The organism is Streptomyces sp. NPDC001530 (assembly GCF_042894545.1).
In the GTDB taxonomy this organism is placed as follows: Bacteria; Actinomycetota; Actinomycetes; order Streptomycetales; family Streptomycetaceae; genus Streptomyces.
Genome location: NZ_JBIAVS010000008.1, coordinates 239,732 through 252,587 on the forward strand (window position 1 = coordinate 239,732; position 12,856 = coordinate 252,587).

Sequence of the window (12,856 nt, forward strand, 5' to 3'; positions counted from 1 at the left end):
AGCCATGACTGATACCGCTGCGGTCGAGGTTCTCACCGACGTGCACCGAGGCGTCGGCCGGATCCTGCTGAACCGGCCCAAGGCGCTCAACGCCCTGACGACGAGCATGGTCGGCGCCATCGACGGCGCACTCGCCGCACGGGAGCACACCCGCCTGTCCGCTGTGGTGCTCGCCAGCACCAGCACGAAGGCGTTCTGCGCCGGCGGAGACATTCGCACGATCCGAGAGCACAGCCTTGCCGGGGATGCCGCGGCCAGTGAAGGGTTCTTCGCCTCCGAATACCGGCTCAACGCCCGGATCGCCGAGTATCCCGTCCCGATCGTGTCGCTCATCGACGGCCTCTGTATGGGTGGCGGTCTGGGGCTGTCCGTCCACGGCGGCTTCCGCGTCGTCACCGAGAGCGCGGTGCTGGCGATGCCCGAGACCGGGATCGGGTTCTTCCCGGACATCGGGGCCAGCTACTTTCTGCCGAGGCTGCCCGGCGCGATCGGCATGTACCTGGGACTGACCGGGCACCGGCTCGACGCGGCCGACGCCCTGTACACGGGGCTGGCCACACACTTCGTCCCCAGCGACCGGCTCGCCGCGGTCGCGGACGCTTTGGCCGACAGCCCCGGTGACCCGGTGGACGTCGTCCTGAACCGTCTTGCTGGCCGTTCCCCGGTGGCGGAGAGCAGGCTGGCGGACGTACGCGGTGACGTGGACTGGGCGTTCGGTGCGCCGACCCTCGGCGAGATCGAGAAACGCCTGCACCACCTCGACGCCCCCTGGGCCGCAGCAGCGCTGGCCGCCCTGGAGGCGGCCTCGCCGCAGAGCCTGGAGATCACTCACGCCTTGCTCGCGCGGGGCAGGCAGTACACGTTGCGCGAATGCCTCGCCATCGAACTCGCTCTCACCCGCACGACCATCCGCACGCCGGACTTCCTGGAGGGCGTCCGTGCGGCCCTGGTCGACAAGGACCGCAGTCCCCACTGGCAACGCGCGTCGCACGACGGACGGACGCTGCAGTCCTGAGTAATTCCGCGGGGTCGGGAGGGACGCGGAGCCGTCCACGGCGCCGGTGCGTGGTCGATGCAAGCCTGTCAGGCCCTGTCCGTCATGAGCGGCGATTACCGCGAGCCGTAAGGGGATTTCGCCTGGCGCGGTGAAATCTCCGTCTCTCCGCCTCGGCGGGCTCGCATAGGCGCGGTGGTTCGGAGCCGTGACCCAGCCTGACGCGCAACGGGTGCGAGGTATCGACCACGGCTCGGGGCGGCGTAGCGGCCCGGCCTGATCTCAGTCGCCGTCGGGCACCATCGAGACCACGACCTTGCCGGCCTTGGTGCGGCCCTGCTCGACGTACGCCATCGCCTCGAGCGTCTGGTCGAACGGGAAGGTCCTGTCGACGACCGGGCGGAGCTTCCCGCTGTCGTAGAGGGCGCTGAGCTTGCGCAGCTGGGAGCCGTCGGCCTGCATGAAGAGGAACTGGTAGCGCACGCCCAGCGCCTTGGCCTGCTTGCGGACCTTGCGGCTGAGCGTGTTCATCACCAGGCCCATGAACGAGGGGGCGCCGAGCTGCTTGGCGAACCCGGCGTCCGGCGGGCCGACGACACCGATGGCCAGACCGCCGGGCCTCAGCACCGTCAGGGACTTCTCGAGGTTTGTCCCGCCCAGGGAGTCCAGCACCAGGTCGTAGCCGGACAGCACCTTGGAGAAGTCTTCCTTGGTGTAGTCGACGACGACGTCGGCGCCGAGGCTCCTGACCAGCTTCTCGGTGTCGGTGCCAGTCGTCGTCGCCACTGTGGCGCCGAGGTGCTTGGCGAGCTGGATGACCGTCGATCCGAGGCCACCGGCACCGGCGTGGATGAGTACCTTCTGGCCCGGCTGCACGCGGGCGCGGTCGACGAGGATCTGCCAGGCGGCCAGGGCCACCAGCGGTACTGCGGCTGCCTCTTCAAAGGTGAGTGAGGCCGGCTTGGGCGAGACGTCGTTCTGGTCGATCGCGATGAACTCCGCGAAACTGCCGATCCGCAGGTCGCGGGGACGGGCGTAGACCTCGTCCCCCACTTCGAAGCCGCGTACGGCGGAACCGACACGCGTCACGACGCCGGACACGTCGTGGCCGAGGGTGAACGGAAGCCTGTACTTCAGGAGTTGCTTGAACTCTCCGTTGCGGACCATCTTGTCCAGCGGGTTGATGCTGGCGGCGCTCACTCTGACCAGGACGTCGCGGTCCCCGACGGTGGGCTCGGGTACCTGTGCGGCGCGGGCGCCGTTCTTGCCGTACTTCGCGACGACGAATGCCTTCATGCCGGCCGCCTTTCTGGGAGGCCCCGCTTCGCGTGCGCGGCCGGGTTGATGTGCCAGTTGTGACGCTACTTGCTGGGTATAGGAAAGTAAACTTAGGCGAGGTTAGTATCACCCCATGGATGTGTGGACCGAAGCTCTTCAGGACTCCGGCATGGACCCCCGTCTCGACCGGGACATGTCGAACTGCTCGATCGCGCGGACCCTTGAGGTCGTGGGGGAGAAGTGGACGATCCTGATCCTCCGCGAGGTCTGGTACGGCTCGTCCCGCTTCGGTGACTTCGAACGCGTCCTGGGCTGTCCTCGCAACCTGCTCGCGGCGCGACTCCGGATGCTGGTGGAGGAAGGGATCCTGGCCACCGAGACCTACAAGGAGCCGGGTGCGCGGAGCCGGCCGAAGTACGTGATCACCCCGAAGGGCATGGATCTCGTGCCGGCCGTGATGGGGCTCCTGCAGTGGGGCGACCGGTATCGCGCCGATCCGGAGGGGCCGGCCGTGCTGACGCGGCACCGTGGGTGCGGCGCGCACGTCAACGTCCACGTCCGCTGCGAACAAGGCCACTCCGTGCGGGAGGAAGACATCGAGAGCGTTCCTGGGCCCGCTTTTCGCATGAAGGCCGCCGAGTGAGCTGAACGCGGTTGCGTCGGGCGATCGGCGCGACGTCGCTGGCTGTAGACGAGGGTGCCGGGCGGAGGGCCTCAGCCTCTCGGGGTGTGCTCGCTCCCTCTGGCCCGGGCCTGGTGGAGGCGGACCTTGGTGCGGTTGCCGCAGCGCGCCATGGAGCACCAGCGGCGGTTGTGGGCAGGGGAGCGGTCCAAGAAGCGCAGGGCGCAGGTGTCCGCGCCGCAGACGCGTACGCGCCGGATCTCGGCGGACAGAAGTAGATCGACGGCATCCTGAGCGACGAGCGCCAAGGCGACCGCGGGGTCGGTGGCCAGCTTCGCGGTGCCGGCAGGCTCCAGGCGTCCGTCCGTGACGGTGATCTGCAGGGCGGGGCGCGGGGCCTCCGCTGCTGATCGGTTGAGCATCATGATGTCGTCGGCTGCCGGCAGACGGCCGTCGGCGCCCGCCAGCACGGCCCGGTCGACGACCTCGCGCAGTCGGCGGCCCGACGCCAGGGTGGCGGCAGTGGCGGGGTGCGGGGGGTCCGGTGCGAGCAGCCCGGCCTCGTGAAGCCAGAGGACCAGGTCGCCTGAACTCCGGAGTGTCTCCGTCGGCGATGTCCGCCAACGGTCGCGCAGGGTGTTGACGAGGTCCAGGCAGACCCGCCCGCCGTCCCAGATCCACATACCGTCCGTTGCCACGTCCCTATTCTGCACGTTAGCTTAACCATCTAAGAGGGTTAGTGCGTGCGAAGGAGGCGGATCCATGGGGCAGCCGACAGTGGCGACCGGAGTGAGTCAGGTGGACGGGGTCCGTCTGCACTACCTCCGCGCGGGCTCCGGCCCTCTGCTCGTCCTGCTCCACGGCTGGCCGCAGACCTCCGACTGCTGGCGGCCGGTGCTGGCGGATCTCGCTGCCGACCACACCGTCGTGGCACCCGACCTGCGCGGCTACGGCCTGAGCGACAAACCCACCACCGGCTACGACAAACGGCGGATGGCCGCCGACATCGCCGGCCTCGTCGAAGTCCTCGGCTTCGAGAAGGCCGCGGTCGTGGGGCACGACCGCGGCGCGCGGGTGGGGCACCGCTGGGCGCTGGACCGCCCGGAGCAGGTGGAACGGCTGGCCGTGCTCGACATCGTGCCCACCCGGGAGATGTTCCGCCGCCTGGACGCCTCGCTTGCCTCCGGGTACTGGCACTGGCTGTTCCAGATGCAGCCCGATCTGCCCGAGCGGCTGGTGGGGCATGACATGCGGGGGTATCTCGAGTACTTCTTCGAGCGGTGGACCTACAACCGCCACGGACTGACACCCGATGCAGTCGACGGGTACGTCCGCGCCTTCTCCCGTCCGGGTGCCATGCGCGCGAGTTTCGACGATTACCGGGCCATGGAGCAGGACATTGCGCTGGACGACATCGACGCGTCCGCGGAGCGCCGCCTCGCCATGCCGATGCTGGCCTTGTGGGGTGCCGCGGGGCTGCCGGCCCGCTTGCCGACGCTGGAGATCTGGCGCGACTACGCGGATGACGTCACGGGTGCCGAGATCCCGGAATGCGGTCACTTCATCCCGGAAGAGCAGCCGGAGGCGCTGTTGGCGCACTTGCGCCCGTTCCTGGCCGGAGAGACGAACCGCTGACGCCGTCGCGGTGACGGACATTGCGTCCCTCCGGAGGGTGCGCACTGGCCGCATGGGCAAGTCGTCGGAGGGGCTTCGACCACGGTGCGATGCCCCCGCGCGCGGCGAATGAGCTTGAAGCGTGAAGGACGGGAGCGCCGGGGGGTGGCCCAGCTGCAACAGGCTGGGCCACCCCCCGGCGTGGAGCTCAGATTGCGACCGATGCGCCGGCCGGAGCGTCTTCCGTGGCAAGGCCGGCAGCTGGGCCGTCAGCCCCGTGCCGCCGGGGCATCAGGAGAGCCAGGGCCGCCGCCGGGCCGACCGCACCGGCACCGACCCAGAGCGCCGGCACCAGCCCGTCCACGACCAGTGAGGCCGATTCGTAGCCGCCCTGCGCGGAGAACACCGCCGCCAGCGATGCGACGCCTATGGCACCGCCGACCTCGCGGATCGCGTTGTTGGCACCGGGGGCTATGCCCTGCTCCTCCGGGCGGACCGTGCCCATGACGAGGTACGCGCTGGGAGCGAAGAACATACCCATGCCGATTCCGCAGACGATCAGCGCCGGCAGAAGCGAGGTGTACGACACCTGCGGCTCGACGGCCAGCGCCCAGAGCCCCAGGCCCACTGTGTTCAGGGCCATGCCGACTGTGACAACGGGAGCGCCGCCGATGCGGTCGGACAGGTGCGGACCATAACCCCAACTGCGCTGATCAGGACCCTGCAAGGACGGCAGTGTGGCCTGCCCGCAAGGAGCCGTTGTCGATCTTGCCGACCGCGTTCTTCGGGATGGCTTCCACCACGACGTATGAGGCCGGGCGCTTGAAGCCGGTCAGGCTGCGCGCGCAAAGCGCATTGAGCGCCGCCGGGTCGACGGTCGAACCAGGCCGGGGTTGAACGTAGGCGACCACCACCTCGCCCCACTTCTCGTCGGGTACGCCGATCACTGCGGCCTCGAGGACCGACGGGTCGCTCGCGAGCACGTCCTCGATCTCCTTGGGGTAGATGTTCTCCCCACCACGGATGATCATGTCTTTCGAGCGTCCGACCAGGGTCAGATAGCCCTCGGCGTCGAGGTGGCCCACGTCGCCCGTGTGCAACCAGCCGTCGACGACGACCCGGGCCGTGTCGTCCGGACGGCCGAGATAGCCGCGCATGATGTTGGGGCCCCTCAGGACGACCTCGCCGTCCGTGCCCGGCGCCGCCTCGGTACCGTCGGCGTCGAGGATCCGGATCTCCTGGCCGGGGAAGGGAAGCCCCACGGTTCCTGCGCGACGGGGTCCCGCGACGGGGTTGATGGTGGAGCCGCAGGTTCCTTCGGAGAGCCCGTACCCCTCGACGAGGGGAAACCCGTACCGGGCCTCGAACCGGGTCAGCAACTCGGCGGAGGCAGGTGCGGCGCCGCAGACCGCGAACCTCACCGACGATGTGTCGGGCCGAACGTCGTCAGGGAGTGCTGCGAGCATGCTGTAGATCGTCGGGACGGCGCTGAAGAAGGTGGGGCGCTCCTGTTCGACGAGGTCGAAGAAGTGGTGGGGGTCGAACCTGCGGCCCGCGATGACGACACTGGCGCCGGCCAGAAGCGGCGTCAGGATGCTGACCACGATGCCGTTCACGTGGAAGAGCGGCAGGATCAGCAGGCAGCGGTCGCTCGGCCCCAGCTCGAGAGCCTGGCGTCCCATCTCCACCATGGCGTCGATGTTGGCGTGGTCGAGCATCACGCCCTTGGGTACCCCGGTCGTGCCGCTGGTGTAGATGAGGAGAGCCAGCGCGGACGAGTCCAGACGCGGTGCCTGATCCCACTCCGGCGCCTGATGTTCGCTCAGTTCACCGACGGTGAGTGTGGCCAGGCCTGCCGTGGTTTCCGAACCGTCCTCGACCACGAGCAGGCGCGCACCGGAGTCCTTGAGCTGCCGGACCACTTCGACATCGGTCATGCTCGGGTTGACCGGTGTGATGGTGGCGCCGAGCCGCCAGGCGGCGAACAGCAGAAGGACGAACTCGACGCGGTTCGTCAGCTTGAGGGCGACGACGTCACCGGGACCGATTCCGAGATCGTGGAGCTGGCGCGCCGTCCGGAGGACCCCGCTCAGCAGTTGGGCGTTGGTGAGGGACTGCCGCCCGTCCGATACCGCGGCCCCCTGGGGGTCGAGCTCGGCTCGGCGGTCGGGCAGAGAAGCGAAATTCATGGCGAACGTACCTGTCTCGGTGTGATGCGATCCGGTCAAGTCGTCGACACGGCAGGTGCCGGGTCCAACTGGCGGGAGAGGAACTCGATCTGGTCGCGGACCAGCGCCTCGAACGTCTCGCCGGTATAGAAGTCGAAGTGACCGGCGTCGTATCTCTTGATCTCTCCCCGGGGCGCGGTCCGGGCGTACCGGAGGGTCTGGGCGGGAGGCGTGACCGAATCGGTGTTGCTGACGCAGAAGAGGATGGGCATGGCGACCTTCCTTGCCGCACGCCCGGGCCGGTAACCGGCGATGGTCGGAATGACCCGTGCCGCCACTTCGTTGCGGAACGTTGTCCCGGCAGGCTGCAGTGCCTGGTATCCGGGGAGGGCGTCCGGAGCGTTCATGAGGGCCGGGGAGCCAGGGGCGGCGGCGATGGGAACCATCGCGGGTGCCTTACCACGCACTCTGGCTGTCAGATCCCGGGCAAGTACGGGGGTCATTCTGAGCGAGGCGACCGGGCCGAGCGCGAGCGCGGAGGCGAGACCGTCGGTGAACGGGCACTGGGCCACGGCCGCGCGTAGTTCCGGATGTCGAGAGGCCACCGTGATGGCGTGGCCGCCGCCGAAGGAGCTGCCCCACACCGCGACGCGTGCGCGGTCGACATCATGGCGTGTCTTGACGTAGGCGAGGGCGGAGTCCCAGTCGGCCAGCTGGCGCTTGATCGACAGGAGCTGGCGAGGGTGGCCGCCGCTGTCCCCGAAGTGTCGGTACGTGAAGGCAAGGGAGGCGATGCCGGCCTGTGCGAAACGCTCGGCGAAGGCGTCGAGGCGCATCTCGCGGGTGGCGCCCAGGCCGTGTCCGAGAACGACGACGGGCGGGGAGGTGACACCCGTGGGCAGGTAGAGCCAGCCGGCGCAGGTACTGTCGCCGGAGGGGAAGGTGACGTTGTGCCGGATGAAGGGCTGTGGTGCTGTCATGTCGAGTCACCGTTCATTCGTCGAGCGGCGCCGGGGCACGCTGCCCGAGGCGAGTGCCTGCGTGTAGGTGTCAGGCCTGTAGAGCGGGAGTTCGCCGATCACGTCTGTCGCATTCAGGTAGCCGAGCATCAATTCCTGACCTTCCTGCGACATCACCCTGGTGAAGAACTCGGCGCGTTCGACGTGCAGACCGTCCTCCAGTGACATGGAGCCGCCGAAGTACACCGACCTCTTGGCAGCCGCGACCGATCCCTTCGATCGCTTGCCGAGGCGTTCAGCGAGTTCTATCGCCTGTGTGACCACCTGGTCCTGCGGAACGACCTGGTCGACCGCTCCATTGGCGAGAGCCTCCGCAGGTGTGAAGGGCTTGCCTTCGAGGATCGCTGCCAAGGACCGGTGGGTACCGATCAGGCGAGTCAACCGCTGGGTGCCGCCTCCGCCGGGAATGATGCCGAGGAGGACTTCTGGCTGGCCGATGAAGAAGTCTCCGTCAGCCATGACCCGCAGATCGCAGGCCCAGGCGAACTCCGCGCCGAGGCCGAGAGCCGAACCGTTGAGGGCAGCGACGAAGAGGACACCGCTGCGGTTCATCCGGAGGAACGTCGTGTGCAGGCGCTCCAGTTGGAGGGCACCTCGCATCGGAGTCTTGCGCATCAAGGTGCCCAGGAGACGAGATCGGTCCACGTGCTTTGCCATGCGCACGACGGCGGCGGCTCCGCGGCGGCCGACGGTAGGGCTGGCTGCGCCCTCTTCTTGAAGCCATCGGACCGCGGCATGGCTGACGAACCGTTCGGGATGCGCCCCGGTGAAGACGACGGCACGAATGTTCGGATCGCGGTCGGCCCGGTCCACCAGTTTGTCCAGCTGGGTGGAGATGTCGAGGCCGAACTCCTGGTGCGGGCCACCGTCGACACGGACGACCAGGACGGCTCCCCGGTCCTCGATCTTGAGATGGCCCTTGTCTGTGTACGGCATGAAGTCTGCTCCCGTGCTGAGTTCATGGAGGGGTGGGAAAGTGCGTGGGACAGTTGCGGCCGCGTGTGGCAGTGATGGGGTCGTGTTCGCCCCGGGGGTTGTGTCCGCGCAGGCGGCATGAGACTGGGCAGCGCGTGACGACGGGTCCAGAGACGTACGCCGTGTCCGTGACGACATGTCGCCCACAATGTGTAACATTGCCGTGAAGAGTTAGATAACCAAGTTATTTTCAATGTGTCAACGGTGGAGGCGGGCGAGACATGGCAGGGCGGGCGAGGGTCGGAGACGCGCAGGAGCGACTTGTCCAGGCGGCCATCGGTCTGCTGGCCGAGCAGGGGCCGTCGGCCATCAAGGCGCGCACGGTGGCTTCCGCGAGCGGACTGTCGACCATGGTGGTCTACAGCCACTTCGGCGGGATCCCTGAGCTGATGAGCGCCGTTGCCGACCATGGGTTCAAGGAACTCGGTAGAGCTTTTGCCCAGGTGCCGGTGACTGAGGATCCGATCGCGGAACTCTTCGCCATGGCCTTGACGTGTCGTCGAATGGCCCACGAGAACCCTCACCTCTACGACCTGATGTTCGGCCTGTCCACTCGCGCGACATACCGGCCGCTGTCGGACGCGGACCTTCGCCTGAGTGGGCGCTCACCGGGATTTCGAGAAGCCCACGCCCATGTCGTCGCGGCGTGCGAACGGCTCGTGCGCTCCGGCAGGGGCCGGCAGCAGCGACCCGAGGTCATAGCCGCTCAGTTGTGGAGCTTTGTACACGGCTACATCACCCTTGAACTGGCCGAGCACTTCGTCGAGTTCGACGACGCGGTGATGCAGGTGCTTCTACCGATGGGTGTGAACTTCTCTGTCGGCTTGGGTGACAGGCGTGAACGTGCCGAGGCCTCGCACGAGGCCGGCGCGCGCTTGTACGAATCCATCATCCAAGGCCTGTGAGAAGGGGGGGGCGGCCGGGTGCCGCCCCTTGCGCTCCACGCTAGGGCGACCTGGTCTCCACGGTGGGGCTGTTGGTACCCGGCGTGAGTTGGTCATGCCTCCCCAATGCCTCGACCTCCCGTTCCAGGGACGGAACCGCGCGGGCCGCGAAACGCCGAGCCCAGGGCCAGGTCAGCGGCGAGTTCAGTGCCCCCTTGGCCCAGTTGGCCACGGCGACGGCGCGCGGGACGTACACGCGGCTGCGTCGGCGCACGAGCCCGTCGACGATCGCAGCGGCAGCCCGGTCGGCGCTCGTGGTGACATTGCCCGGATAGGGCAGCCGTCGGCGCAGCCCCTGGAACGAGGGGAGGTCTGCCTCGGCCCCCCGGACGAGGTCCGTGTCGATCCAGGAGGGGTGCACGAGGCCGACCGTGATCCCGAGGTGTGCCACCTCCTGGCGGTAGGTCAGGGCGAGCATCTCGGCCGCGGCCTTGCTCGCGCCGTACGAGGCCATCGCGGCCAGCGGCATGAAGGAGAGCGCGGACGCCACGACCAGTACATGGCCCCGGCTGCGCTCCAGATGGGGCGTCGCGTACTTAAGGGTGCGGAACACCCCGTTCAAATTGACGTCCAGGACCCGCTCGAACGACGCCTCATCTGTCTGCCGCACCGTTCCGTACGCCACGACGCCGGCATTGGCGACGACGAGGTCGACGCCGCCCATGACCTCCGCGGCCCCGTCGATCGCTGACCGGAGGGCGGCACCGTCACGCACATCGGCCTCAGACCATGAGGCGGCGGGGCCTAGATCATCGGCGAGGGCGCGCAGCCGATCGGACTCCAGGCCGATCAGGGCCACACGAGCCCCTCGGGCGGCGGCCAGGCGGGCCACCTTCTCGCCGATCCCGCGTGCCGCTCCGGTGACAACCAGCTTTCTGCCCAGCAAGTCACGTTTCATGGCGGCAACATAACTTCGTTATTTATGGAACACAAGGCATCGCGCGCAGGTTCCGTACTCGCCGTACCTGCTGGGTCTCATGACTGGACGAACCTATGCTGGCTGTCATGAGGCGGACATCCTTTGCTCAGTGGCCCTGCTCGATCGCGCGGACCATGGACCTGCTCGGGGACTGGTGGACGCCCTTGGTGCTGCGCGAGGCGTTCTACGGGATCCGGCGGTTCGACGCGTTCCAGGAGTCGCTGGGGATCGCACGCAACACGCTCACGGACCGGCTGCGCCGGCTGGTGGAGGAGGGGCTGCTGGAGAAGCGGCCGTACCAGGCGGAGCCGGTTCGCTACGACTACGTGCTCACCGAGAAGGGGCGCGACTTCTACGGCGTGCTGCTGGTGATGAATCGCTGGGGGGACCGTTGGCTGGCTGGTGAAGCGGGCCCGCCGGTCGCCATGCATCACGAGGTGTGCGGGGAGGAAACCCATGCCGAGGTGGTGTGCGCCGCCTGTGGTGAGCCGATGACCGCAGACAACACCCGTACTCGGATGGGCCCTGGCTATCCGCCGCACCTGGCCGAGCGGCCGGATGTGAAGGGGCGTTTCGCGGACTGACTCAGTGGTTCCGCAGATCCGCACTCACCCTTGACAGGTAAGTCTATTTACGCAACTTTACAGGTCAAAAGCTCACGTGGGTGTCTTTGGCGAGAGGCTGCGGGATCATGGAGTGGACGGGCGCGCGCTATGCGGACAAGCCGACGGTTGAGGTCCACACCTGGATCGCCGCCCCACCGACAGAGGTGTGGACGCTGGTGTCCGACATTGAGCTGATGCCGCGCCTGAGTCCCGAGCTGCAATCGGTCGAGTGGCTGGATGGCGGAGGCGGCCCTGCCCTGGGGGCCCGATTCATCGGCCGGAGCAGTCATGAGTCCTTGGGGGAGTGGGCCACCACGTCCCACATCGTCGAGTGTGAGCCGTCGAGGAGGCTCGCTTGGGCGGTGGAGGACCCGTTGAACCCGACAGCGATCTGGCGGTTCTTGTTGGAGCCGCAGGACGGCGGCACTCTGCTGCGGGAATGGATGCAGATGGGGCCCGCTCGCTCGGGTCTCTCCTTCGCCATCGACCGCATGCCGGAGAAGGAGCAGAAGATCGTCTTCGTGCGCATGCGGGAGTTCGAGACCAACATGACCGCCACTGTCGAGGGGATCAAGAAGCTGGCTGAGGGCGCCGGGGCCTCTGGCGAGGCGACTCTCTGATGCGCACCTCTACCACGATCGAAGCCTCCGGCGCCGATTGGCGGGAGATCGTCGACTACGTCACCGAGGCGGAGAAGCTCGGTCTGGACATCTGCTGGGTGGCGGAGGCGTGGGGCTCCGAGGCGCCCTCGCCGCTGGGCTACCTCGCCGCGAGGACCGAGCGCATGCTGCTCGGATCGGGAATCATTCAGCTCGGCACCCGCACGCCGATGGCCATCGCCCGCGCCGCGATCACGCTGTCCCGGATTTCCGACGGGCGCTTCCTTCTCGGACTGGGACCCTCCGGGCCGCAGGTGATCGAAGGACTGCACGGAGTGCCCTTCGACCGTCCGCTGTCACGGATGCGAGAGACCGTCGAGATCGTGCGGCGGGCCGCGTCGGGGGAGAAAGTCGCCTACTCCGGGCGGGAGTTCCAGATCCCCCTGCCGGGCGGGGAAGCCAAGCCCATGCGGCTGTCGATGCGCGCCGAGTACGACATCCCGGTCTACCTGGCGACCCTCTCCCCGAAGATGCTGCACCTGACCGGTGAGATCGCGGACGGCTGGCTGGGCACCAGTTTCGTACCCGAGGGCGCCAAGGAGGCGTACTTCGACCACCTGGACCAGGGCCTGGCTGCCGCTGGTCGCAGCCGCTCGGACCTGGACATCTGCCAGGGCGCCGAGGTCGCCTTCGCCGAAGACGAGGACGCGCTGCGCGCAATGGTCGCCGGGCGCAAGAAGGAGCTCGCCTTCAGCCTCGGCGGCATGGGCTCGGCGACCACGAACTTCTACAACAACGCCTACAGCCGCCAGGGTTGGGCCGAGGTGGCGGCCGAGGTCCGGACACGTTGGCAGGCGGGGGACCGGGACGGCGCGGCCGGCCTGGTCACCGACGAGATGGTGCTGGCGACCACGCTGATCGGAACCGAGGACATGGTGCGCGAGCGGCTGCGCGTGTGGCGCGACACCGGTGTCGACACCGTTCGCTTCTATCCCGCCGGCGAGACCCTCGCCGCCCGGCTCGCGACCTTGGGCCGGGCCATCGACCTGGTCCGCGACATCGAGGACGAGGCGGCACGGTAGCGACGGGGCATGCCGGTCAACGAGGGCCGCTCAGCGT

The 12,856-nt window shown here is 68.2% G+C and carries 13 protein-coding genes and 1 pseudogene; 7 read left to right on the forward strand and 7 right to left on the reverse strand.

Annotated features, from left to right (window positions below):
* Positions 1-4 precede the first annotated feature (4 nt).
* Positions 5-1,015 (forward strand): enoyl-CoA hydratase/isomerase family protein, encoded by a 1,011-nt coding sequence (locus ACFY0T_RS18310; RefSeq protein ID WP_388871028.1) that lies wholly within the window; start codon positions 5-7, stop codon positions 1,013-1,015.
* A gap of 261 nt (positions 1,016-1,276) precedes the next feature.
* On the opposite strand, the gene ACFY0T_RS18315 is transcribed toward ACFY0T_RS18310, so the two are convergent.
* Complete coding sequence (locus tag ACFY0T_RS18315; protein ID WP_388871031.1) at positions 1,277-2,290, reverse strand: NADP-dependent oxidoreductase; 1,014 nt, start codon at positions 2,288-2,290, stop codon at positions 1,277-1,279.
* A gap of 115 nt (positions 2,291-2,405) precedes the next feature.
* Between ACFY0T_RS18315 and ACFY0T_RS18320 the strand changes: the two genes are divergently transcribed.
* Entirely contained in the window at positions 2,406-2,915 is a 510-nt protein-coding gene (locus tag ACFY0T_RS18320) for a helix-turn-helix domain-containing protein (protein WP_316783501.1), read from the forward strand.
* Between the two features lie 71 nt (positions 2,916-2,986).
* Here ACFY0T_RS18320 and ACFY0T_RS18325 read toward each other — a convergent pair whose 3' ends face one another.
* Positions 2,987-3,592 carry an ABATE domain-containing protein gene (locus ACFY0T_RS18325; RefSeq protein WP_369250574.1) on the reverse strand — a complete coding sequence of 202 codons (606 nt, stop codon included), beginning with the start codon at positions 3,590-3,592 and terminating at the stop codon, positions 2,987-2,989.
* Between the two features lie 64 nt (positions 3,593-3,656).
* Between ACFY0T_RS18325 and ACFY0T_RS18330 the strand changes: the two genes are divergently transcribed.
* A complete protein-coding gene (locus ACFY0T_RS18330; protein ID WP_369250575.1) occupies positions 3,657-4,529 on the forward strand; it encodes an alpha/beta fold hydrolase in 873 nt (290 codons plus the stop codon).
* A gap of 187 nt (positions 4,530-4,716) precedes the next feature.
* Here the strand turns inward: ACFY0T_RS18330 and ACFY0T_RS18335 are convergent.
* The 4 genes and pseudogenes from ACFY0T_RS18335 to ACFY0T_RS18350 form a co-directional block, all read right to left on the reverse strand.
* Positions 4,717-5,193: pseudogene (locus ACFY0T_RS18335) on the reverse strand (MFS transporter); the annotation flags it as partial.
* Between the two features lie 28 nt (positions 5,194-5,221).
* A complete protein-coding gene (locus ACFY0T_RS18340; protein WP_388871035.1) occupies positions 5,222-6,697 on the reverse strand; it encodes a class I adenylate-forming enzyme family protein in 1,476 nt (491 codons plus the stop codon).
* A 35-nt stretch (positions 6,698-6,732) separates the two neighbouring features.
* Positions 6,733-7,656, reverse strand: a complete 924-nt coding sequence (locus ACFY0T_RS18345) for an alpha/beta fold hydrolase (RefSeq protein WP_351833723.1) — start codon at positions 7,654-7,656, stop codon at positions 6,733-6,735.
* 6 nt (positions 7,657-7,662) lie between these two features.
* On the reverse strand, positions 7,663-8,631 hold the full coding sequence (locus ACFY0T_RS18350; RefSeq protein ID WP_382278918.1) for an enoyl-CoA hydratase/isomerase family protein: 969 nt from the start codon (positions 8,629-8,631) through the stop codon (positions 7,663-7,665).
* 260 nt (positions 8,632-8,891) lie between these two features.
* Here ACFY0T_RS18350 and ACFY0T_RS18355 point away from each other — a divergent pair, with 260 nt between their 5' ends.
* A complete protein-coding gene (locus ACFY0T_RS18355; RefSeq protein ID WP_388871039.1) occupies positions 8,892-9,575 on the forward strand; it encodes a TetR/AcrR family transcriptional regulator in 684 nt (227 codons plus the stop codon).
* Between the two features lie 40 nt (positions 9,576-9,615).
* On the opposite strand, the gene ACFY0T_RS18360 is transcribed toward ACFY0T_RS18355, so the two are convergent.
* Positions 9,616-10,512, reverse strand: coding sequence for a short-chain dehydrogenase/reductase (locus ACFY0T_RS18360; protein WP_382095649.1), 897 nt, complete (start codon positions 10,510-10,512; stop codon positions 9,616-9,618).
* Positions 10,513-10,667: 155 nt separating this feature from the next.
* On the opposite strand from ACFY0T_RS18360, the gene ACFY0T_RS18365 reads away from it, so the two are divergent.
* The 3 genes from ACFY0T_RS18365 (at position 10,668) to ACFY0T_RS18375 (ending at position 12,819) form a co-directional block, all read left to right on the forward strand.
* Positions 10,668-11,117 carry a winged helix-turn-helix transcriptional regulator gene (locus tag ACFY0T_RS18365; protein WP_388871042.1) on the forward strand — a complete coding sequence of 150 codons (450 nt, stop codon included), beginning with the start codon at positions 10,668-10,670 and terminating at the stop codon, positions 11,115-11,117.
* A 107-nt stretch (positions 11,118-11,224) separates the two neighbouring features.
* On the forward strand, positions 11,225-11,758 hold the full coding sequence (locus tag ACFY0T_RS18370; protein ID WP_388871045.1) for an SRPBCC family protein: 534 nt from the start codon (positions 11,225-11,227) through the stop codon (positions 11,756-11,758).
* Positions 11,758-12,819 (forward strand): LLM class flavin-dependent oxidoreductase, encoded by a 1,062-nt coding sequence (locus tag ACFY0T_RS18375; protein WP_388871048.1) that lies wholly within the window; start codon positions 11,758-11,760, stop codon positions 12,817-12,819. The genes ACFY0T_RS18370 and ACFY0T_RS18375 overlap by 1 nt, the downstream gene beginning before the upstream one ends.
* Positions 12,820-12,856: the final 37 nt, after the last annotated feature.